General features: G+C 62.8%; 26 protein-coding genes and 2 pseudogenes. 10 read left to right on the forward strand and 18 right to left on the reverse strand.

Going from position 1 to position 20,809, the window contains the following annotated elements; translation table 11 throughout:
- On the reverse strand, positions 1-488 hold a 488-nt coding region (locus IEY49_RS19810; RefSeq protein WP_189011935.1), incomplete at its 3' end, for a hypothetical protein.
- A 124-nt stretch (positions 489-612) separates the two neighbouring features.
- Here IEY49_RS19810 and IEY49_RS19815 point away from each other — a divergent pair.
- Positions 613-1,776: a S1C family serine protease gene (locus IEY49_RS19815; RefSeq protein WP_189011937.1), complete on the forward strand. Its 1,164-nt coding sequence runs from the start codon at positions 613-615 to the stop codon at positions 1,774-1,776.
- Between the two features lie 55 nt (positions 1,777-1,831).
- Here the strand turns inward: IEY49_RS19815 and IEY49_RS19820 are convergent, their stop codons facing one another.
- Positions 1,832-2,851 carry a site-specific integrase gene (locus IEY49_RS19820; RefSeq protein WP_189011939.1) on the reverse strand — a complete coding sequence of 340 codons (1,020 nt, stop codon included), beginning with the start codon at positions 2,849-2,851 and terminating at the stop codon, positions 1,832-1,834.
- 310 nt (positions 2,852-3,161) lie between these two features.
- Between IEY49_RS19820 and IEY49_RS19825 the strand changes: the two are divergent.
- Positions 3,162-4,263 (forward strand): annotated as a pseudogene (locus IEY49_RS19825) (IS4 family transposase).
- Here IEY49_RS19825 and IEY49_RS19830 read toward each other — a convergent pair.
- Genes IEY49_RS19830 through IEY49_RS19840 form a run of 3 tightly spaced genes read right to left on the reverse strand, consistent with a single transcriptional unit; the run spans position 4,237 to position 5,242 of the window.
- Positions 4,237-4,602 (reverse strand): hypothetical protein, encoded by a 366-nt coding sequence (locus tag IEY49_RS19830; RefSeq protein ID WP_189011941.1) that lies wholly within the window; start codon positions 4,600-4,602, stop codon positions 4,237-4,239. The pseudogene IEY49_RS19825 and the gene IEY49_RS19830 overlap by 27 nt on opposite strands.
- Complete coding sequence (gene vapC, locus IEY49_RS19835) at positions 4,599-5,009, reverse strand: type II toxin-antitoxin system tRNA(fMet)-specific endonuclease VapC (protein ID WP_189011943.1); 411 nt, start codon at positions 5,007-5,009, stop codon at positions 4,599-4,601. Before vapC ends, IEY49_RS19830 begins: the two co-directional genes overlap by 4 nt.
- A complete protein-coding gene (locus IEY49_RS19840; RefSeq protein ID WP_189011945.1) occupies positions 5,006-5,242 on the reverse strand; it encodes an antitoxin in 237 nt (78 codons plus the stop codon). The genes vapC and IEY49_RS19840 overlap by 4 nt, the downstream gene beginning before the upstream one ends.
- A 216-nt stretch (positions 5,243-5,458) precedes the next feature.
- Here IEY49_RS19840 and IEY49_RS19845 point away from each other — a divergent pair, with 216 nt between their 5' ends.
- Complete coding sequence (locus IEY49_RS19845; RefSeq protein WP_189011947.1) at positions 5,459-6,853, forward strand: agenet domain-containing protein; 1,395 nt, start codon at positions 5,459-5,461, stop codon at positions 6,851-6,853.
- A 102-nt stretch (positions 6,854-6,955) separates the two neighbouring features.
- Here the strand turns inward: IEY49_RS19845 and IEY49_RS19850 are convergent, their stop codons facing one another.
- The 3 genes from IEY49_RS19850 to IEY49_RS21770 all read right to left on the reverse strand — a co-directional run bounded on the left by IEY49_RS19850 (position 6,956) and on the right by IEY49_RS21770 (position 9,039).
- Complete coding sequence (locus tag IEY49_RS19850; protein ID WP_229780938.1) at positions 6,956-7,390, reverse strand: DUF4157 domain-containing protein; 435 nt, start codon at positions 7,388-7,390, stop codon at positions 6,956-6,958.
- A 307-nt stretch (positions 7,391-7,697) separates the two neighbouring features.
- A complete protein-coding gene (locus tag IEY49_RS19855; protein WP_189011949.1) occupies positions 7,698-8,879 on the reverse strand; it encodes a sigma-70 family RNA polymerase sigma factor in 1,182 nt (393 codons plus the stop codon).
- Between the two features lie 28 nt (positions 8,880-8,907).
- Positions 8,908-9,039 carry a hypothetical protein gene (locus IEY49_RS21770; RefSeq protein ID WP_268239111.1) on the reverse strand — a complete coding sequence of 44 codons (132 nt, stop codon included), beginning with the start codon at positions 9,037-9,039 and terminating at the stop codon, positions 8,908-8,910.
- A gap of 126 nt (positions 9,040-9,165) precedes the next feature.
- On the opposite strand from IEY49_RS21770, the gene IEY49_RS19860 reads away from it, so the two are divergent.
- Positions 9,166-9,624 carry a hypothetical protein gene (locus tag IEY49_RS19860; RefSeq protein WP_229780940.1) on the forward strand — a complete coding sequence of 153 codons (459 nt, stop codon included), beginning with the start codon at positions 9,166-9,168 and terminating at the stop codon, positions 9,622-9,624.
- A gap of 494 nt (positions 9,625-10,118) precedes the next feature.
- Here the strand turns inward: IEY49_RS19860 and IEY49_RS19865 are convergent, their stop codons facing one another.
- The 4 genes and pseudogenes from IEY49_RS19865 to IEY49_RS21980 form a co-directional block, all read right to left on the reverse strand.
- The gene (locus tag IEY49_RS19865) at positions 10,119-10,577 is read right to left on the reverse strand and encodes a hypothetical protein (protein WP_189011953.1); all 459 of its coding nucleotides are present in this window, start codon (positions 10,575-10,577) and stop codon (positions 10,119-10,121) included.
- An 18-nt stretch (positions 10,578-10,595) separates the two neighbouring features.
- Complete coding sequence (locus IEY49_RS19870) at positions 10,596-11,003, reverse strand: hypothetical protein (protein ID WP_189011955.1); 408 nt, start codon at positions 11,001-11,003, stop codon at positions 10,596-10,598.
- 202 nt (positions 11,004-11,205) lie between these two features.
- Positions 11,206-12,102, reverse strand: a complete 897-nt coding sequence (locus tag IEY49_RS19875; protein WP_189011957.1) for a hypothetical protein — start codon at positions 12,100-12,102, stop codon at positions 11,206-11,208.
- Positions 12,103-12,168: 66 nt separating this feature from the next.
- Positions 12,169-12,246 (reverse strand): annotated as a pseudogene (locus IEY49_RS21980) (glyoxalase superfamily protein); the annotation flags it as partial.
- Positions 12,247-12,599: 353 nt separating this feature from the next.
- On the opposite strand from IEY49_RS21980, the gene IEY49_RS19880 reads away from it, so the two are divergent.
- The gene (locus IEY49_RS19880; protein WP_189011959.1) at positions 12,600-12,878 is read left to right on the forward strand and encodes an SMI1/KNR4 family protein; all 279 of its coding nucleotides are present in this window, start codon (positions 12,600-12,602) and stop codon (positions 12,876-12,878) included.
- Positions 12,879-12,904: 26 nt separating this feature from the next.
- On the opposite strand, the gene IEY49_RS19885 is transcribed toward IEY49_RS19880, so the two are convergent.
- Positions 12,905-13,330 (reverse strand): response regulator, encoded by a 426-nt coding sequence (locus tag IEY49_RS19885; RefSeq protein WP_189011961.1) that lies wholly within the window; start codon positions 13,328-13,330, stop codon positions 12,905-12,907.
- 341 nt (positions 13,331-13,671) lie between these two features.
- On the opposite strand from IEY49_RS19885, the gene IEY49_RS19890 reads away from it, so the two are divergent.
- The 4 genes from IEY49_RS19890 to IEY49_RS21985 all read left to right on the forward strand — a co-directional run bounded on the left by IEY49_RS19890 (position 13,672) and on the right by IEY49_RS21985 (position 15,036).
- Positions 13,672-14,043, forward strand: coding sequence for a PH domain-containing protein (locus IEY49_RS19890; RefSeq protein WP_189011963.1), 372 nt, complete (start codon positions 13,672-13,674; stop codon positions 14,041-14,043).
- A gap of 175 nt (positions 14,044-14,218) precedes the next feature.
- The gene (locus tag IEY49_RS19895; RefSeq protein WP_189011965.1) at positions 14,219-14,485 is read left to right on the forward strand and encodes a hypothetical protein; all 267 of its coding nucleotides are present in this window, start codon (positions 14,219-14,221) and stop codon (positions 14,483-14,485) included.
- A 160-nt stretch (positions 14,486-14,645) separates the two neighbouring features.
- Positions 14,646-14,840 (forward strand): DUF433 domain-containing protein, encoded by a 195-nt coding sequence (locus IEY49_RS19900; protein WP_189011967.1) that lies wholly within the window; start codon positions 14,646-14,648, stop codon positions 14,838-14,840.
- Positions 14,841-14,877: 37 nt separating this feature from the next.
- Positions 14,878-15,036 carry a transposase family protein gene (locus IEY49_RS21985; RefSeq protein ID WP_373291957.1) on the forward strand — a complete coding sequence of 53 codons (159 nt, stop codon included), beginning with the start codon at positions 14,878-14,880 and terminating at the stop codon, positions 15,034-15,036.
- Positions 15,037-15,490: 454 nt separating this feature from the next.
- Here IEY49_RS21985 and IEY49_RS19905 read toward each other — a convergent pair whose 3' ends face one another.
- The 5 genes from IEY49_RS19905 to IEY49_RS21590 form a co-directional block, all read right to left on the reverse strand.
- Positions 15,491-15,889, reverse strand: a complete 399-nt coding sequence (locus tag IEY49_RS19905; RefSeq protein ID WP_189011969.1) for an SGNH/GDSL hydrolase family protein — start codon at positions 15,887-15,889, stop codon at positions 15,491-15,493.
- Positions 15,890-16,069: 180 nt separating this feature from the next.
- Positions 16,070-17,275, reverse strand: a complete 1,206-nt coding sequence (locus tag IEY49_RS19910) for a GGDEF domain-containing protein (RefSeq protein ID WP_189011971.1) — start codon at positions 17,273-17,275, stop codon at positions 16,070-16,072.
- Positions 17,272-17,676 carry a sensor domain-containing phosphodiesterase gene (locus IEY49_RS19915; protein WP_189011973.1) on the reverse strand — a complete coding sequence of 135 codons (405 nt, stop codon included), beginning with the start codon at positions 17,674-17,676 and terminating at the stop codon, positions 17,272-17,274. Before IEY49_RS19915 ends, IEY49_RS19910 begins: the two co-directional genes overlap by 4 nt.
- Positions 17,677-18,069: 393 nt before the next feature.
- Positions 18,070-18,357 carry a diguanylate cyclase gene (locus IEY49_RS21990; protein WP_189011975.1) on the reverse strand — a complete coding sequence of 96 codons (288 nt, stop codon included), beginning with the start codon at positions 18,355-18,357 and terminating at the stop codon, positions 18,070-18,072.
- 1,078 nt (positions 18,358-19,435) lie between these two features.
- Positions 19,436-19,873, reverse strand: coding sequence for a hypothetical protein (locus IEY49_RS21590; RefSeq protein ID WP_229780939.1), 438 nt, complete (start codon positions 19,871-19,873; stop codon positions 19,436-19,438).
- A 491-nt stretch (positions 19,874-20,364) separates the two neighbouring features.
- Here IEY49_RS21590 and IEY49_RS21995 point away from each other — a divergent pair, with 491 nt between their 5' ends.
- Entirely contained in the window at positions 20,365-20,709 is a 345-nt protein-coding gene (locus tag IEY49_RS21995) for a PDZ domain-containing protein (protein WP_189011981.1), read from the forward strand.
- Positions 20,710-20,809: the final 100 nt, after the last annotated feature.

A 20,809-nucleotide genomic window follows, 5' to 3' on the forward strand; every position in this document is an offset into this window, starting at 1 on the left:
AGGGAGGGCAGCATCTCGGCACTTGCCTGAGCAGGCAGGGCAGCGGGCGTGACCTGAACAGAAGGAGTCAGGGGCGTCTGCGTGACTTCCTGCACCAGAGCACCTCCCCGGAAGGCGGCCAGAAGCAGCCCGGCGAAGGCCAACGCCAGCACAGCGAGCATCAGCAACGGACCGCCGAAGACCCCGCTGACCGCCATGGCGGGAATCAGCAGCGACACCACGCCTGCCGTCTCGGGACGCGCGAAGACGGCTCGCAAGTTCGCGCCCGTGCGGGCGTTTCCGAACCGTAAGCCCATGGCCAAGGCCAGCAGCGACACGACTGCCATCCCCGGCAGGGGCTCACCGCGCGAGAACACCAGGCTCAGCACGAAGATGGGAATGAATAACGCGAGGAGGCCAAGCTGCCTACCCTTGCGCCGCCGCCTTCCTCGCCGCGAGGAGGTCGGCAGAGTGGCGGATGACGACGCGGGGCCGGGCGCAAGGTCCATACGTCAGTATGCTGCCCTGTACGAGGTCGCGCACAACGCCCGCCGGGAACGCCAGGTGCCATAGAAGAAAGGAAAGCCCAACGCCCGGCACACCCCCGGTTGGTACAGTTGCGCACACTGAACTATGAACAGCAAGTGGACGGCCGCCTGCCGAGGCGCGGTCCTCACGGCCACGCTGCAGATGGCCGGGACGGTCGACGCCCGGACCAACCCCATTGATGCGGGTACATCATCGGTGCTCCTTGCCCAAGCTGCCCCAGAACCCCTGAACGTTCAGGAAAAGAACGCCCTGGCGGCCCTTTTCAAGAAACTGCGTCCCGCGACCCTACGGATTGAGGACTGCCCGCCCGACGACTGCACGAATCCTGAAGGGATTGCCACGGCATTCCTGATTGGAGACGGCTACGCCTTAACGGCCTTCCATGTCATCGAAGGGCAGAAGAACCTCAGTGCCGTGACGCTCGACAAACGACGCTATCCGCTTCAGATCATCGGCTTCGATGACCATTCCGATGTGGCGCTCATCCGCGTGGGCGTCCCGGTAAACACCCCGTTCATTCCACTGGCGGCCGCGGCACCGAGGGTGGGAGAGCCAGTGCTGACCATCGGCAATGGCAACGGGGCGTTCCTCGGGTCTAAGATGGGCCGGTTGACCGGCCTGGACCGCGGAGCTGAACGCGCCGAATTTCCGGCAGGAACACTGGAATTCAATGCCCGGGTGCTGCCCGGGGACAGTGGTGGACCACTCATCAATGCGCGGGGTGAGGTGGTGGGCGTGGTGAGTTACATTCGGCTGGCGGACGGGCGTGGCAGCCGCATTACGGCGTATGCCGTGCCGGTGACTCAGACGGGCGCCCGGATGGCCGGCCTTCGTGGGGGATTGAGGCAGGTGGCGCCCACGACCGGTCTTCATCTCGATTCCCACCTGGACTACGCGGCAGCGCTCCCACCGGAAGAGTTTGGTGAGTTCAGCGACGAATATGAGCTTGACCTGGGCACGACGCCGGGTGCCTTTTTCACCCGTGTGGCGCCGGGAAGCCCTGCCGAGCGGGCCGGCCTGCAACCTCTGGATTTCGACCGACACGGAAAACGCATCTCGGGTGATCTGGTAATTGCCGTGAATGGCCAGCGAATAAACAACTTCTTGGAGCTTCAGTTCGCTGTTAGGCGCTACCAGGCGGGCGAGGCCATTACGCTGAGCGTGCTGCGCAACGGCCGGACGCTGGTCGTGACGCTGGTACTGGTGCCGCGAACCGACGTGCGCGGGACTGGTTCCACGTCGAATTGAGGGGCAGGGGAACGTTGCGTGGGTTGCGGGGCTCGTACCCTAGGTCACAGCGCACTCAGAGATCGGCAAGTTCCGCTGCCAGATCATCGGCCGGGACATCGACATACGCCCGTGTTGTATTGACGTTGGCATGACCCAAATGATGAGCCACACGTACAAAATCCCGCGTCCGACGATATAACAAGGTCCCGTTGTATTTCCGGAAGGGGTGAAACCCACTCCAGGGGAGACCTTCCTGTTCCATCAGACGCCGCAGATGATAGGCCGCCCCGGACCGGTACGCGAAGGTAAATAGGCGTCCGTCCCGACCCTGACCAGCATGCGCCTTCAGAGCTTCGAGAAGCGTGCCGGAGATGCCAACGATCCGCCGTTTGCCGCCTTTGCCGTGGACCGTCAGGCGATGGTTGGCAGTGTCCACCTGAGTCCAGGTCAGGGTCAGAGCTTCTTCGATGCGCAGGCCAGCATGAGCGGTCAGCAGGATCAGGACGCGAAGGTCCGTTCGTTGTTCCCGTTCCGCGGCCGCCAGCGCCCGGTGTACGACCGTCTCCCGGTGCGGTGGCCTCCGGGTGATCGCGTCGGTCCGGTCCCGGGGCTGTGGCACATCCTCGAATGGATGGGCGGTGGTGGCTTCCGCCCAGCGCAGGGCCGCATACAGGGCGTTGGCCGCTGCCACCCGGGAGCGGACGGTCGCGGCTGCTTTGGGGCCGGCACCATCCCGGTTGACCGACAGGCTGCTCACCCAGAAGGCGGCGTCGTTGCGTCTCGGTCTCAGCAGGTTCCAGGCCCGGTCTTCAGCGTGAGTCAGGAATTGCCGGACACCGGTGCGGTACGACCGCAGGGTGTGCGGACTGATCGTGATGCCGGCCTGGGTGAGCGTGGTCAGGTAGGCGACGGTGAGGTCCCACAGAACTTCAACGTTTTTATCCCGAGCAGCTTCGGTGGCGCGGCGGCGGAGTTCAGATTCGTGGAGGCTGGTCCAGGTGGAGGCCTGGTCAAGGAGGTGGCCTCGGCGGAGGTCGAGGGTGTAGGAGGCCCCCTTAGTTGATGCTTGCTCGCCCTCTCCCCTGCTCTCCATATTTTGGATGATAATAACAAAGCTTATCGGACAAACTGTAGATAGAGAGGCTGGTGATCTCCATCAGGGGTCTTCGGCCCATTCAACCTGAACTCAAGCCCACAGGAACCTGGTTCTGTGCGCGGTCCTGGTATGCAACTCAGGACGCTCGCAAATGGGCCATGTGGCAGACAGAGTGGTTGCATTCGTCTTTTGAAACAGGACAACTCTTTGGATTCCTCCGCTTGGTAACCCACCTCAGCAGCTGACACTTTGCGGCGAATGGCGTCCTGAACGCTGTGCGGCATGACAAAGGGCGGTATCAGAGTCTGTGACGAGCATTGATACCGCCCTGCTCCATGCTGACACGCTGGCCGCCCACCTGAAAAGCTGCCTCCCACATCGTCGTCTGGACGCGCTCCGCAGACTGGCCGAAGTGCTCCTCGCGCTGCTTCAAGCCGAGTCCACGCTACACCGCAAGATCGCGCTTCATCTGCCTCGAGAAGCCACCCTCGAATCGAAAACTCGCACGGTGGCTCGGGTGTTTCACGATGCGCACCTCACCTCGCAGGACGTCACAGACGTGCTGCTTCCCCTGCTTCCTGAGGGCAGACTGACCCTGATCATGGACCGCACGACCTGGCACTACGGCCACACGCCGCTCAACATCCTGGTGCTGGGTGCGATCCTCGGGGGCGCTGTGATCCCGCTGGTTTGGACGGTGTTGCCACATCAGGGAGGGCAGCAGTACCGCAGCCAGGATTCTCCTGGTGGCCCGACTGCTGAGGATTCTGCCCGCGAGACGCTGGGCGGTTCTGATCGCAGACCGGGAGTTCATCGGACAGGAGTGGTGCGGTTTCCTCAGATATAAGCGGATTCGGCAGTGCTTGCGCATCCGGGAGAACACCCGCATCGACGATGACTTGGCCCGGGACCTGTTCACGACGCTGCAACCAGGTGAAGTGCGCACGCTCTTCGAGCGGACCTGGGTGTATGGCTCGTGGATGCAGGTCGTCATGACCCTGTCCCCCGCGGGGGACAGGGTCATCGTCGCCTCGGATTTGCCCGTCCTGGACGTCCTTCGTACCTATCGTCTCCGGTGGGCCATTGAATCCGCATTCTCGGCCTTGAAGTCGCGAGGCCTGAACTTGGAGGCCACCCACATGACGGCGGCAGACCGGATCTCTAGACTCTTCGGATTGCTGTGTATCGCGTTGGCGTGGATGGCGCGGGTCGGGGCAGCAAAGAGACACGAGGAGCCAACGAGGAGCGACAACCGGGGGCGCCCGGTGACGAGTCTGGTGCGAACGGGCTGGCTGGAACTCAGCCAGGCGGTCCGGTGGGGAGGCGAGGCGTTCCGGATCTACCTTCAGCTCCTGAACACGCCATTCCCAGCCGCTGGTACATCAGTTTCCCGAAGTGTCAGGTGCTGAGCCCGGGTCCAGTACGAAGCGCTGACTCATCAGCAGGATGGAATCCAGGCATGACCAGACGGGCCCACCTTGATTGTCGTACACCAGGACGTTGCTGTCCGGGGTAGGGCCCAAGGTCAGTTTGAGGCGTTTGGCGCCCACATGCTTGAACGTGGTCGTAAAGATGATGTTCGCGCCCTGGCGCCGGGCGTCGATTGTGAACTGCAGTGGGTAAGGACCAACCTGTTGAGGTCGTATGGTCTCAGCCGGGAACAGCGGTCGGCCCGAGCCGCCAGCGTTCGTGACGCCGGTCCAGGTCAGGAGCATCCCGAGCAGAGTGGAGATGAAGCTCGACATCATGCCTGGCTCCAATCCTCTACCCTCAGGGCTGGCACACGTTGGAACTCCCGGACGTTGTTCGTGACCAGCACCAGGTCATGCGCGAGGGCAGTGGCGACGATTTGAAAGTCCAGCGGGCCGATCGGCTGCCCCTGCTGCTCCAAGATCGCCCGGACGTGGCCGTACGTGTCGGTGACGCGTGAGTCGAACGGTACGACCACCAGCCGGGAGACGAAATCACTGATGGCGGCGAGGTTGTGGTTCACGCGTTGGCTTATGTGCCCACCGTGCAGCAGTTCAGCTTCGGTGACAGCACTCAGGCCGAGCTGTCCGGGTTGCAGGCGGGCGAAGCGGTCGCGCACGGTGGGTGGGCGGTTCTTGATGATGTAGATGCAGATGTTGGTGTCGAGCAGGTAGCCGAGGGTCAAAGGGCTTCTCGGTCTTGTGACCCGCCCTGGTCACGGAGGTTCGGGAGGAAGGCGACTTGGATGTAGGTCAGGGCGTCGAAGGCGCCTTCCAGGCCGGCGACGGGTGCGATAGGGCGCAGGATGAGGGTGTTGCCATGGCGGATGATGTCGACCTCGGTGGCGTCAAGGCGCATGTTCAAAGGCAACCGGACGGCCTGGGAGTTGCCGCTTTTGAAGACTTTGGCGCGGGTCATACTTCACCTCCGTATATACCAGGGAGTATATACCGTATTGCTACGGACTCACCATCAACGCGCAGCCTGTAGTGCGGACCTCCTGTACCCGCTGGGATGAGTTCCACGCCGGTCGCGTCTCCCTGAAGTCAGGTGGCTGGAGGTCGCTTCGTGTGAGGCAACCGTAAGTCAGCGATTCGTACACTGCCGGCACCTCAACCCGAAGGACGGTCCCCGATGAAACGAGTGCTCACCACGATGATGCTGTTTGCCGGTACGGCCTCTGCTCAGCTGGGCCCCGTCACCACCTCAACGCTGCTTCGCCTGCCGCTCGCCCCGGGGGCCGTTCGCGTCACGGATGCTGCAGCCACCCGTGAATTCGGCCATGTCCTCAATGGACTGGCCAAGGACCAGAACAGCGGTTGCGAGACCAGCGAGTACCTGGTGTGGGATGACGCGGACCGCGCCGAGGAAATCAGCGATCACCTCGCCTCCCAACTCAACACGCGCGGCATCACTTTCAAGACACTGAACGAGGATGAGGACGACGAAAGCTATTCGTTGTCTTTTCTGCTGACCGACAAAACCAACCGATATGTCGGGGTGATGTACGGCGATGCAGACAGCCTGGTCCTGGGCTGGTGCGGACTGAAAACCTCTACCTCGGTTCAGCCTGCGCCAGTGGCCAGGGTTCCAGCTTCCTCTGCGGCCAGGTCTGCTCCCCGCGCACCGTTTGAGCCGGGCGATCCGGTGCTGGTGCAGCGCGGCTCAGCCTGGGTTCGGGCCACCGTCGTGAGAATCGCTTCTGTCGGCGTGATCGTTCAGTACGACAACACAGCGTGGCCGGAAGAGTTTGTGGATTCTTCCCTGCTGCGTCCGGCCCAGCCCGGACCAGCGGTCGCTGGTGCACCCTACCGGGTGGGTGACGTGGTCGAGGCCCTCTGGCACGGCACCCTGTGGAGTGGCGCGACCATTACCGAGCAACTCGGGGACATGTATCAAGTCAGGTGGAGCAGTTCGGGCATTCTGAACTGGGTGCGCTACGAGCACCTGCGCGAGGTGGCCAGAGCAGCGACTCCCGCTGCGGCGGTTCCTCGGCCTCCAGCGCAGCCTGCCCCCGCCCGCCCCGTTCCGGCGCCGTCCCCGGTGCCCGCCGTCAGCAGCCTCAAGGTGGGCACCCTGGTGGACGTGCAGCGGGGCTCGATCTCATCGGAGGCCACGGTAATCCGGACGCGGCCGGACGGCGTCCTGGTGCGTTACGAGGACAACACCGCGAATGACGAGTGGGTGGACGCGGGCCGGGTCACGCTGTTTCAGCCTGGCGTCACCCGCGGTGGGCCGAAGTCAGGCACCTACCAGTGCTACCACCCGATGTACGAGAACAGCTACATGGGGTCGTTTGTCGTGACGGCGGGCGGGAACTACCGCTACCTCACTGGAACAAAGAAAAGCGGGGTGTTCAGCTATAACGAAGCCACCCGCGCCCTAACATGGAAAAGCGGTGAGTGGGCTGGCAAAGTGGCGCGCAGTGAGTACCGCAACGTGGCTGGGCAGGGGCCAATGATTCTGCTGGCGTTTGAGCCGGGTGGACGCCGGGCGGGGAACTACCAGCGCTGCTTGTACCGCGGCTGAAAAACCAGGTGGATCGTCGTGTGCGCCCAGCGTGCGAGTGTGGTTGCGTCACCGAAACGGCCCTGGTGGAAGCGGCGGTAGAGTCCGCCCGGACTGGCCGTCTCATCTGACCGGCGGCGCGAGCAGGGTCTGTGCGGCCTCCCGGGCCTGCACTTCGAACCGGTTGTGATGGTAGCCGCGCCGGGCGCTTTCCAGGAGGTACAGCAGCAGGAAGCGCACGGTGCCATACCGCTGAAACTGAAGTACGTGCGCCATCTCATGCGCCACCCAGGCGGCGTCGCTCAGAAACTGCGCTCTGGTCACACCACTCAAATGCACCGTGTGACCGACCACCATGGCCATCTGTGACCCTCTCAGAATTCGCCTGGCCACCCATGCCAGCGACGAAGCTTCAACGATCCTCACGCCCTGCAACATCCTGCTATTCAACCATGCTCTGCGCCGTGAGACGAGAAAAGGCGGGACCCACTGAATGCGCAGCCTTAGCAGGCTCGCAAAGGCCAGTGCCTCGACATCCAGCAGTGCCTGCAGGTTCATGGGGCCCTCCTACCACAATCACCCAACACCCCCTAAATCAGCTGAATCTGCCGTACTGAACTGCGATGGTCCGGCTGGCCGTGGTGGAGAGTGAGCCGGGTGCATCTTCCTGTCGGGGAAGGATGGTCATCCGCGACCCCCGTGGTGTGGCTTGACCAGGGTGTGACCGTGCGGCCGAAGCATGCGCCTACTTTGACCTTCAGCACGCGTGAGTTCGCTCGTCTGCGATTCTGTCCGTGAGGGATGGGTCCCGGTTCAGGGACGATGTGGTACCCGGCGTGCAGCCCCGACACCAGACTCTTTGGCTTCAATCCTCCAGGTACTCCCGCAGGTCCCCGCGCCGGCTCTGCTGGTACTTGATTTTCCGAAGGGCCTTGGTCTCGATCTGCCGGATTCGCTCGCGGGTCACCCCGAACTGCTTGCCCACCTCCTCCAGGGTGTGCTCCCGGCCGTCTTCGAGCCCCTTGCGCAAGCGGAGCACCAGTGCTTCTCTGGGTTCCAGCTTCGCCAGCGCCCGGTCCAGCGCCTCACCCATCAGCACGTCACTCACCCGACTCAGCGGCGATTCACGCCGGTCGTCCGGCAGGAAGTCCGCGATCGACGAATCCCCTTCATCCCCCACCGGTGTGGCCAGACTGATGGTGTCCCTGGTCACGCGCAGGACTTCCTCGACCTTCGCTTCATCCCACCCCGGACCCATCGCTTCAGCTGTTTCTTCATGGCTGGGCTCACGGCTGAGTTCCATCTGCAGCTGCCGGGTGGTGCGGCCCAGCTTGTTGATGGTCTCGACCATGTGCACCGGAATCCGGATGTTGCGGGCCTGATCGGCAATAGCGCGGTTGATGGCCTGACGGATCCACCACGTGGCGTAGGTGGAGAACTTGAAGCCCCGGCGGTACTCAAACTTCTCCGCGCCGCGAATGAGGCCCTGATTGCCTTCCTGGATCAGGTCGAGGAAGCCCATGCCGCGGTTGGTGTACTTCTTGGCGATGCTGACCACCAGGCGGAGGTTGGCTTCGATAAGTTGCTGCTTGGCCAGGTCACCGTCTTCGACCGTTCTCTGGAGCCGGCGGCGGGCTCGCTCGTCGAGGTCAACCTCTGTTTCCAGCTGTGCACGCGTTTCTTGCCCTGCTTCCATGCGGCGGGCGAGTTCGATTTCCTCGGTGACGGTGAGGAGGGGAACCCGGCCGATCTCGTGCAGGTACTGGCGGACGGGGTCACTGCTAACAACTGAGGGATGATCGGTGAGCTCCGTCCAGGTTTCGGCGACGGCTTTCTCCGAGATGACCGCGTCTTCGGGAGCATCTTCGTCTGAATCCAGTGCCAGCTCGTCATCGAGGTCGAGGTCTTCAGGGATCTCGGTGGCTTCGAGGTCTCCGGGCGTAGGCTCGTCTGGGATGGCTGGCGACAAGGTGGGTTCAGGTGCCTCGTCCGGTATGACGGAGGGAACTGCAGCTTGCGCAGACCGGGTACGAGGGGAAGGCGTCATATGGACCTCTGTGGTGGGGGAACCCTGCTCATTGACGGCAGCCTACCCCGGGGTGCGCGAAGAGAGCAGTGTTCCCCACCCCGAAGGCGAGCAGCCAGGCGACCGCGTCGTCGATGCCGGGGTCACCGTCGAGAATGACTGGAAGCGGACGGGGGACCATGGGGTGCATCTTACGCAGCCTGGTGGGCCCGCACCCTGGAAACGTACGGTGCCGGCGACCGGAATGCGCCGAGGGCTACCCATGGGTGCGCGACAATGACTGCCGATGAATGTCCTGGCTCCCGTGATGTTTCTTGCCCTCCTCGTCACTTCCTGCACCCCAGCCACCTCCGGGTCACCCACGCCTGCCTCAATCGGGCTGGTGTGTACGGGAAGCAGCATCGGGACCCTGACCCGCGCGGAGTCTGAATTGTCGGTGGTGATCAACAAGGCCGGTGAAGTGAGCGGGAGCTTCACGAACAACGGCACGGTCTTCGCTGCGAACGGGAAAGCTGCGGTGAGTGAGGACGCGCGCGCGAGGACCCTGGTGGTCAGTCAGCTCACCCTCTCCCTGGACAGCACGGTCGCTGGACGGGCGGGCATCACGGCGTCGATGGGTGCGGTACGGACTGGGGTGGGCCTGGTGGGTGCCCTGGGTTCCAGTGGGAACCTGAATGGGGTGCTGGATGAAAAGGGAGCGTTTACCGGCACCTTCCGGGGTTTGCAGGGCACGTACCGGACGCTGATGGGCTGCGGCGTGAGCTGAAGGGACGTCCTGCAGCGGAGTTCACTGGAGTGAAATCAGGACGTACTGAGCGAGAAAGAGAAGCAGACCGCCGAACAGGCAAGCAAGAAGAGATGGCCACGGGAGTCCAGGGGTACGGTCGCTTTCACCCAGCCGGGCCCGGAGGGTTTCCTGTGTCCGCTCCTGATGGGTCTGCGAGAGAATGATGGCCCCACCAATGAACAGGAGGAGAAGTCCTCCCCAGCCAAAAGCGTCTGCGGCACCCTCTGCTGTCAGTCGCCGAGAAAGGATCAGCGTTGTAAGCAGGATCGCTCAGCACCTGACACTTTGGGACATTGACGTGCCAGGGGACGGGAATGGTGTGCTCAACAGCTGAAGGCAGGTCCAGAAGGTGTCTTCGCCCCACCGCACGGCCTGGCTGAGTACCTGCCTCCTGCCTTTCTGGCCTCCCTTCTTCCCCTCCCCTTCCGGCTACCCTCCTCCCCTGCGTCAGCACATGCCAGCTGCCCATGTCCTCACTCTTTTTCTGCCCACTGGAGGCGGGTGTCCCGCGAGAAATCGAGATTCTCGTCCTTCAGACGAAGCAGCAGCTCGCGCACGTGGGTGGGGAGCTGATCGATGCTCAGCGGGACGGTGGGCTGCGCCGTCCTGATGTACGCGTGCCGGTCACGGGTGTAGGACGTCATGGCGTCGTAGAAAAACAGGCCCCCACGGACGTAATCGAGGTCGACCTCATTCACGTGGGAGGACCAATGGTCTGAGGTGAGACCAGGGATGTGCTCTGCCAGGGCGTCTGAGCACTCGGGAAGGGTGCCCATGAAAGAGAACAGGACGTCCAGTTCTTTCCTGGAGGCACGCAGGTGGGCTGGAATCACGCCCGGGCCGTCGGTGGCGAGCACGGCAAGATGATGTTGATCGACGGCGTACCAGATGAGGTCGAGGTCCTGCATTTCCTCGTCGGTGTAGTAAGTCATGGGGTTCGTTGTTTCTGATTAGACGGTTCTTGGGGAGTAGAGCACACGGTGTTCCTCCGGCCACAGGTACCCGACGGGTCTGATATCTGGAATTTCCTCAGCCTGGACGAACGCGTCCAGGCCGTCGAGGTCACTTTCGGAACCTATGAGACCGAGGCCAAAGGGAACGGCGGTAAAGATATATCGCCCCAGGCTGGCCAGCCAGTCCTCGACCTGACGCACCTGCGGGTTTCGTGCAGCGTGACCGGTGCCGGAGTCCCACAGTGCGTTCCCGGCGTCCGGGTATGCCCTGGCCAGAGCCTGGACTGAGAACGAGAAGTCCAGCCAGTCGCTCCGGTCGTCACGCCGCATCGTCAGCACGCCAGGGACAGCAGCCCCTTCAGGCAAGTGCGCGAGGCCGAACGTCAGTTGGGCGAGCGGATCCACCTGCGCAGAAGGGAGTCGCGGCTGGTCCGCTGGTTCACGCTCCCAGTCCGGCCGCGGGCGACGCCGGTGAGCACCTGAGCACCTGCACAGGAATCAGTCAACGCATATCTCGAGCTCGCAGGGCGCTGAGTGGGCGTGCCCGTCGCGTGCTGTCCTAACCGCCTTGCACGCAGTTGCGGGGCCGTTCAAGGGAGGCAGGGCATCACTGCACGGCCAGATCAGGGTTGGGGAGATCCATCGGGTGGACGAGGTCCTCATCGTCCAGAACGGCGTGGCTAACGGCAAGGGAGTACCCCTCGCGGTACGTGAGGACATGCTCGCGCACGATGTTTCCTTGACCATCCACCCCGTAATACCGGCCCGGGCACCGCAACCCGGCATCCACCAGGGACGATTCCGCCTCCAGTGTATTGGGACGCAAAGAGGTCAGGATCAACCGCATGCCCCGGTCGTACGCGGCCAGCAGCAGTTCATTCCAGTCATCCCCGAAGTGATGCAACGTCAGGGTGTCCAGAGGACCGACGTTCATGCCTTCCAGCGCGATCAGCGCGTCCTGTGGGTCAGCGGGCAGCAGTTCGCACGGACCGGCCAGCGCTAGGGCGGCGTGCCCGACCAGCTCCGGGCTCGGCAGGAGGACACTACGCCCGCCCGAGGCGGCGCCATACGCCAGGGCCAGCACCAGCTGTGCATGCTGGGAGGTCGCGGGACCGTACACGAAGGTCAATCGCTCGGCCACTGGCGCGCGTGCTGCGGGCGGGCGGCTGACCCCGCGTTTCAGGTACACCGTATCGACGTTCGCGCCGCGTTTGATCACTCGCAGGTAGTGACTGGTCCCAGCTGCGCGTTCCTCCAGCTCGCGCACCCAGGCGGCCACGCGCTTCCCAGACAGATCCGGCCACTGGGATGGCGTCAGTGGGTCTTTGGGATGCACGGGTTCGTAATCCGCCCGCAGGACGTCACCCACTTCCCAGGACAGCAGCCCCGCGGCCAGAGCTCCGGCAGTGGGCTGCATCCCTGTCGGCAGGAGGGGCCAGGGGGCCAGGTCGGCACTCACGCACGTCTCGACCAGCTGCCGGACGTCTGTGAGGGGTAAGGTCACGCCATACCGTTCGAGGGCGGCGCTTAAGGCGCGGGTCGCGGCACTTCCTTCCAACGGGTGGTGCTCAGGCCGGGCTGCGAGCGTATTCCAGTCCGGCAGGCGGTACAGGGACGCGACGGCTTCCAGCGCGTGACTGTGCGTGAGGGTGTGACCGCGCGCTCAGTCGCGTACGCAGGGTGTGGGCCTGCTGTTTGGGCAGGGTGGTCATGGGGCCTCCAAGGGTGCCCGGTGCATGAGGGGGGTGTTGCCCGCATTCCCGTCCTCACGCTCCCGGGGCCCAGTCCTGGAGGGGTGAAAAGGCTGATCACTGCACTTGACCTTCACCTCGAGCGGGCGGGCAGGCGGTCAATCAGGCCAGGAGCACTCTAGGACGGCTCCCGCCATAGCTGCAAGCTGGCAAGGGCCGAATTCAGCGGGGGAGTTGGGGGCGTCCAATGTGGTTGGTGCGTGCAGGAAGTGGGTGTCGTGGAGGGTGGGAATGCGGGCACCGTGAGAGAGTGACCTCTTCCCTGCTCGCTTTTGATGGCCTCCTGACCGCCTTGGACGCGCTTGGCCTGGGACTGCGCGACCGGATGAGTCCTCCGGCAGATCCAACCGACATCCAGCGTGTCGCGGATGAGTTCAGCGGTCCGGTCCCCGAGGCGTGGCGGGCTTTGTACGCTGCGCACAACGGCGAGCGGGACGACTGGGAGGAGGGGACGTTGTTCGGGTTGAAGTTCATGCCGCTGTCCGCAGTCGAGCGGTGGCTGGATGACGTGCGGGATCACCTGGCGTGAATTGGTCTCTTGGGGTGGGCCGATGGTCAGGCGTGCGTCGTGAGGGCGTACGCGTACCAGGTGTGTAGGGTGTCCTGCACGGCCTGGGTGTATTCTTCCAGCCCGAGGGGTTTGGTGACGTAGCCGTTCGCTCCCGCCTGCAAAGCCCGCTGGATGTCCGCTTCAGACGATGAACCGCTGAACACCACGACTGGGAGGTCGGCGTCAGACCAGCCCTCCCGTACGTGCGTGAGGACTTCCGCTGCGGTCATGCAGGGCGTACTGCCATCAAGCAGGACGAGGTGCGGGGTGGGCGCGTCCTCGTATGGTGTCTGGCGGTTGAGGAAGTCCAGGGCGTCAGGCCCGGTGGTGACCACGTGCAGCTGCAGGTCGGGGACAACGCCGTCGAGGGCGAGTTCCATGAGGAAGACGTCAGCCTCGTTGTCCTCGACCATCAGCACGTGAAACTTCATGATTCAGTCAGCTTAGGGTACGTCGGGCTGGAGTGTTCTGAAGGGTTTCCTCACGGGACGATCATCTCGGGTGCCGATGGGTATGATCAGGAAGGCTGGCTCTCTCAGGCCAGGGCCGTTCCAGGGAGCGGCAATGTTGAGCGGACCGCACAGTGTTACGCCAGGGCTGTGGAACTGTGTATAGCTTTACTGGAATGCATGCGCGCGACACGCTGATCGTGGCTGGCCCTCTCTCCCGGGCGAACTGAACCTGCTCTCAGGAGTCTTTGAGGTGGCACGTGGCGAGGTAGCACCACGATTCCGTGGTTTCCGGCAACAAGTCCACCTGTACCCTGTGCTCTATGGAGTCCGTGACTATTGGCTTGATCCTGCTCACCCTCCCCCCGCTGCTCTATATCGTCAGTCGGAAGTCTGGAGTCAGGTACACCTGGGCTCCGGAGGCCCTCCGAGTGGAGGCCGGCTTACGACGATACGTTTTTCCCTATGCAACGACCAGCGCCCGTTTCACCACGCAGCCTCTTGGCTCCCGGATCTGGGGTACAGCGGTATCTGGGAGTGTGACGGGCCGCTATACCCTGAACAGCAGCACTGTTCATGCCCTGGCCACGACGACTCGCCCGGCGCAGGCGCTGCTCCTCACTGCAGGTCAGCACACCTTTTATGTCACGCCAGAAAAGGCTGAGGAGTTCGCGGACCGATTCTTAGCGAAATGAGCAGGCGGGTGTAACCCCTGGGTATTCCCTCTAGGGTTGACCTGGCCAGTTCCCCTCCCGCATCCAGCACCACACAACGAAAAAGCCCCACCCTGCCATCAGCTGGGGTGGGGCTCCCCCTTGGGTAAGGAACCGTCACACCAACACCCGCTCGTGCTCCCGCTAGCCTGCCGGGGTGTATGCGCCTCGACCCTCCGTGCTGGTGATCGTGCCAGGAGACTGGGACACGGTCCCGGAGGGTGTGCAGGAGCTCAAGCAGTATCTGGCGGATGAGTTCGGAGCGAACCTGCGGGTGCGCAAGGCGATGACACCTATGAAAAGACCGACTCCACTCTTTACTGGCGACTGGGAGTCAGGTCAGCGTCGGGCCGCGAGCCGGGCTGTGCGCTCCCTGTTACCACAGGCCTTCTACACACTGGACTGGCTGGAGGAAACCCAGTAGTCCTGCATCCTGCCGCACCCTCAAAATCCAACTCAAAGCAGCTGTGGGGCACTGGAAGCCTATGCGCAGGTTCTGATGTATGAGGTTCTGACCGCTCGCGGCTGTTCCCAAGCGGTGATGATCTCTAGGCGGCGTGTGGCGCAGGTCGTACCCTGGAGGCATGTACGAGCGGATCGTAATCGACCCGAACATCTGCAACGGACGACCGACCGTGCGCGGCACCCGCATTACCGCACAGACCATCATGGAGTTCCTCGCGGTTGGGGACAGCATTGACGACGTCCTGGAGGAATACCCGTCATTGACCCGTGAGGATATTCTGGCCTGCCTGGCGTACTCCTCCCGTCTGAGATAGATCTTCCGGTTCCTGGGCTGAAGCTGACCATGGACCAGTGCAAGACCTCGTCAGCCACCATCTGTCCAGCTGTGCAGCACAGCAGCCATGCCCCAGATGTCATGCCCTGTCTGGCTGCATCCACAGCCACTGCGAACGACGATTCCAGCACTTGCCCTGGGGCGGTCTGGCAGTGAGTGTCCTCCTCCAGGGGTGACGATTCCGTTGTCGCACCTGTCATCCCGCACGCACGTTTGCCGAAAGGTTGCCCGAGATCGTGGCCCCTTATGCGCGCTACAGCGCTGCCGTGTGCGGCCTGTTCAATCAGATGGTCGTCCGGATCGGGGGGAGGGAGGCCGGCAACTGCTGGCCTCCCTCCCCCTGCGAGTCGGTGGAAACCGCCTCCTGGTTGAGCAGCAGCGTTCACGGCTCCTGCCAGCCCAGGGGGCTCGGGTGATTGGCATTGACGATTCCGCATTCAAGAAGGAGTCCCGGTATGGATACGGTGATTGCGGACCTGGAGCCTGGACGACCGATTGATCTGCTTCCAGACCACACGGGTGCCAGCCGTGCGAGGCCACCTTCCGAATGCTGGAGACGCTGTTTCTCAGGTTCTGGGGCCAGCCTGCGGAATGACACAGGCTCACCAGTCAGTGAGCCTGTGTTGACTGTCAATGCGGCAGTGGCGCTTGCAGGGCCGTGAGCTCCTCCGGCACCAGCCCATAACGCCCGGTCAGCTCCTCGGTCAGCTGAACGGCAGCAATTGCCAGAGGCTCTCCTGTGTGCCGTGACAGGGCGTCCACCACGCCCCGCGCAATCAGGAGGTGTCCCAACCCGTTGGGATGCTTGCGGTCAGCACTCCAGATGTAAGAATTCGAGGCGTTGATGGACGTCGCCCCGTCCACGCAGAGCACCCCGTGCTGGGCACTCAGGGAACGCACGACCGCATTCATGGCCGTTATGCGGGGTTCGACGTGTGAAGCCAGACTGTCGGAGAGAAGCGGCGCCGGGTTGAACAGCGTCGCCATGACGATGGTCGCCCCTGTGTCCGTCAGGTCCCTCGGCTGCACGTAGGACGTCCTGGGTCAGGAACCCTTCGTAGAGGGCTTCATTGTCCTCGTGCAGGCCCTGACCTCCTGGCAAAAGTTGCATGGCCAGGACACCGCCCGGCAGCAGAGCCACCCGGGCGCCACCCGGCCCACTTCTCTTCCACGTCTCACACTGCTTTGAGGTGAATTCGCCAAGTAGAGTCAGCTGTGAGAGATCAATTCGGGCTCCAGGACAAGAAAATCATCAAAAACATGGCAGTCGCGGCCCTGCTGTTTGGCCTGATAGAGGGCCCGGTCTGTGCGCTCCAGGGTGGCTCCCAGCGTTTCGCCTATGGCATGAAAAGTCAGTCCCAGTGAGGCCGTAATGCGGTGGTCCCTGGGCAAGCCCTCGGCCCTGACGGTGGTCAGGGCCTGCCGGATCCGCCGGGCAGCACTGTCAGCCGCCTGGCGGCTGGGGACCACCAGAATCAGCAGGAATTCCTCTCCTCCATAACGGCCGACAAATTCGTCCTGACGCAGGGTTTCCTGCAACACCTGAGATACTCCGCACAGCACCTGATCACCGACATGATGCCCGTAGCTGTCGTTGACACGCTTGAAGTGGTCAATGTCGAGCAGACCCACACAGACCGTGGTGATCTCTCCCTGCCCGCGCGAGACGCGCGCCGTTTCCTGCGTAAGCCGCTCAATGGCAGAGCGGCGGTTGGGCAGACGCGTCAGGTGATCGCGGGTGGCCAGTTCCCGGAGCTCATCCATGGCCTGTTCCAGGCGCGTATTGGTCTCCTGAAGCCGCACATTGCGGTCGCGGACGGTGCGGCGCAGGCGCGCCATGTAGCTGCAGATGTAGGTGATCAACACCAGAACCACGGCAAACGCGAATGCTGAGACTCCCTCGATCCGCAGGTCCACCCGTTCGGGTGCCCAGCGCACCAACGATGCCACGACCGCCAGATAGGACGTCAGCACACCGGCGCACACAATCAGCATGCGCCGGAAGTCCAGCGCAAAGACGCCGAACAGTACGCCCACCGTGCCCATCAGCAGAAAAAGCGTACGGGCCTCGGGAACGGACACGAAGTACATCACATAGGCGGTCGGCCACACGGTCATGATGATCTGGGCAGCCGTCATGCTGGGGTCCTTGAAACGCAGGTTGAAGTTGGTGAGGATCAGCACCATGAATGTGCTGCACGCCAGGGTGATCCCCGCGAGGTAATGCAGCAGGTACTTGAGCTCAAGCATGCCGGTCACAAAGTAGGACAGCATGATCAGCGTGCCGCCCAGATGGGTGGCTACACCCAGGCCCGTCCGTTGCAGGCGCAGTTTCTGGGCGCGGGCTATGTCTGCCTCAGAGCGGGCTGGCCGGGCGGATGGCGCGGCGCTGTCCCTTCCCGGCTGCGGACTCATGCGGTGCGAACTGTCCGGACGCTGACAAGGGTGCCAGGCCGCAGCACCTGCTTGGCCGGCAGTGGGCGGGAGAACAGGTAGCCCTGGCCCACTTCGCAGCCAAGTTCACGCAGCACGTCCCATTCCTGTTCGGTTTCGATGCCTTCGGCAATGGTGAGCAGGCCGAAATTCTGCGCCAGGCTGGTGATGGCGCGCACGACCGGAAGACTCGGCGAGTCCTGGCTCAGGTCCGTGAAGAGCCGCACGATGCCTGCAAACTTATGGCTTTGGTCGAACAGTGACGTGGCCGAGATATCGACCCAAAGTGTCGTGCCATCCTTCCGTGTCAGAGGAAGCTCCAACGGTTCGGACACCCCGCCTTTTCTCTGTTCCTTATGGCGCATGGCCTGCGCCCAGTACATCTGCCCTATGAATTCCAGAGCCGAACGCCCGGCGACCGAGCTGTCCATCACAGCCTGAAGAAGTCCAGAAGCCAGCTGCATTACCCTCGACCGTCCCAAACAGCAGACTGGACCCAGTTTCCGGGGTCAAGCATCGGCGAGAGCGTTTGCCTTAACATTGAGCGGATATTAGTCCGGGCGCTCTTGCCAGGGTCTTACGCCGCAGTCAGACCCTGGGGGTCTGGCGGCATCGGACCGGCGCTTCGAGCAAGGTGCGTTCTTCGGGCGTTGGTTGAGATACAGATGACGTGAGGCCGCGGCGCATGGCCGACCTCCATCTCAAGCGTACGCCTCCCTCGCCCAATATTCCTCGATTTAGACCACGAGAGAGGCATTCCACTGCACCACAGGCGTTCAGGAAAAGGTAGATAAATCGGCCGCCGAACCAGAGGTGTACGCCCCCATAACAACTCGGTCGCGCCCACCCGCCTTTGCTTGATAGAGCGCCTGATCCGCCCGGTGGATTAGGTCTGCAGCTTCGCCCGCCCTGTGAACCGTGTGCCCTGGATCGGTTGCCACCCCAAGACTGGCTGTGATGCCCAAGGTGCCCAGAGGGCCAGTGATTTCCTGCTGCGCGATGCTCTGCCGCACTCGCTCGGCAATCATCATCGCGCCAGCCGCATTGGTATGCGGGAGCAGCACGGCCAGTTCCTCACCGCCGTACCGCGCGGCAACTGAATAGAGTGCTTCACCTGATGGCGCTCACCCGATTGAGGTGTGAAGAGCAAACCAGAACATTCGTGACGAAGAAGGAGCACGAGGGAAAAACGAAACGGGCCGCACTCCGGGCCCTCAAGACGCACCTGGCTCGGGAGTTGTACCGAACGTTGTAAGCCAATCGATTCTGGTGAAATGGCACTCAATCTCACGAATCTGTGTCTGAAAGAGGCGGTTGAAGAGTGCGTGGCCGTCGTGATGCCGCAGGTCGCGCGGGTGGTGAGCGCCCCGCATTCCCGGCCGAGTGTGAGCGGCAGTTCGCGGTGCTCGTCGAGGATGTTGGTGGCGTCCCAGGCGACGTTGCGTTGGTTGTGCAGGGCTGTGCGGGTGAGGGCGGCCCCCATGCAGGTGAACGATGGCCGGGGCCGGATGCCGTGCCCGTTCTTTCGATCGGAGGAGGTCGAGTTTCAGGCCGTACTGGCTGAAGGGAATGTCTTCCTGCAGTTCAAGGTCTGCAGGTGGGAAACCGGTCCGTTACATGGGCGGAACATAGTGCTCAGAGGCGCTCAGCCTGAACGGTCCGTAATGCTTACAGCGTCGAAACCGCTGTCGTTGCTAGGCCATCAGCCGCACAGACCCTAGTTCAGCCAGGCGCCCGGGCACGTTCAGCGAGGGGGCGGGTCACCTGGAGTGACCTGCTCTGGTGCAGATCACTGTAAAACGAACGCCAACGGACATGTCGTCTGTTCGAGGTGCTGTGCCTGTAGGGCTGGAGACCAACGTGCGTCTCGCTCGCGCAGTTTTCTGTCGGGCAGGACGCCCATGAAAAAGGTGTACAGAATGTCCGCTTGCTTGCCCAGACCCGTGATGATGTCGGTCGTTGAGTGGGTCTGGCTGGCCACGGAAGATGCCGCAGAGTGTACTGAGCGGAGGTCAGGAACGGGAACGCGGCGACGTTCAACAGGCGGCCGGTGCCCGACCAAGCCCGGTCGAAGAAACAAAAATACAAATACAGAAAAAGCAGGGGCCGTTGGGACCCTGCCTCTGTCTTCGTGTGACGGGATCAGGTTCTGGCCATTAGGACCGTGGTCGTTCCGTACGCCTGATAGACCGTGAGCCGAATCCGCTCACCATTTCGCTCCAGGATCATGACCTGCCGCTCTCTGCCGCTTGGCTGCGCGGTGGCTGCCGTTTCGTCTGCAGTCTCAGGCGTTTCTGGTTCGGTTGTCGTGGTTGTGTCGGTACCACCAGCTTCACTGGTGCCTCCGGTAGGGGGAGTAGTGGCCGGTGGCGTGGCCGCTGGAGCGGTGGTGCCAGCTGCTCCAGCGGTCCCGGCGGTGTCCGCCGTCTCAGCGTCTTCGGCCGTTGCTTCCGTGTTATCGGTCGCTGTAGAAGGTGTGGCATATGGAATGGAATCGCTGGATACCACGGTGAAACCGGCGGTCGTCAGGGCCGCAGCATAGCGCTCAAGCGCGTCGGCGACTGCGCCTCGGTAGATCACGGCAACCCCTGTTCTGGTCTCCACACTGCGGACTGGGGTTGCTCCACTCAGATAGGGCAGGGTGATCGGTCCGGACGCGAGAGTGAAAGTTGTTTGTGCAGGGAGCGGAGCGCCGGCGGTGCTGGGCGCTGCTGTTTCTGTCTCAGGTGTCTCAGGAGTTGCCGGCGGATCCGTCTCGGTGGGTGGTGTCTCCGTTGGAGGTGTAGGCGTGGTCGGCGGAGCAGGTGTGGTTGGTGGTGCCGGTGTGGTTGGTGGGGTCGTCTGAGCACTCACCACTCCCAATGCCAGAAAAAGAGCAGTCGTCAACAAGGTAGAGCGGGAAAAGATCGGCTTCATCTGGTCTCCTGTTTTGAAGAGAGTATGAAAGGCCTGCATGCCGGCCCAGTACCGGCATGCTCAGCCTAAAAGCCTTTGGTGTGGAACTCTGACTGTTTTCACAAGGGCCACTTGATCCTGGTGCGTGGTTCACCTTAGTTCCAGCGCCTGGCTCAGTGGGATCAGAATCAGCGGTAGCTCTGCCTAGGACGCTGGCCTGGCAACTCTACAGAGAGCACGGGGGAACAGGATTTGAGGTCGAGCGCCGTGGCGCGCGGCGGGGAGGAGGCTTCATGGTTCAGACGGTAACTTCCAATACCCCCGCCGAGAAAGCTGGTCTGCGGTGGGGGGACGAGATCGTGGAAGTGAACGGCCAGAGTGTTTTACACCTGAGCGATGCTGCCATGCGTCTGTTGCTCAGAGGGAAGGTATGTACCAAGCTCACGGTAGGCGTGAAGCGCAATGGTCTGGCAAGAGTGCAGCGCATTACCGCTTCTCGTGTCTTGATTCGTACTCCCTAGATAGGGTCTGAATGGGTTGCCGTCAAGCACGGGATCAGGAGGGCACTGGCTGGGCCATTAAAGCCGCCATTCGCTTGCTTTCGAACTCCTCGTCGTACGG

Origin of the sequence: Deinococcus malanensis (assembly GCF_014647655.1) — a bacterium.
GTDB classification, from domain to species: domain Bacteria; phylum Deinococcota; class Deinococci; order Deinococcales; family Deinococcaceae; genus Deinococcus; species Deinococcus malanensis.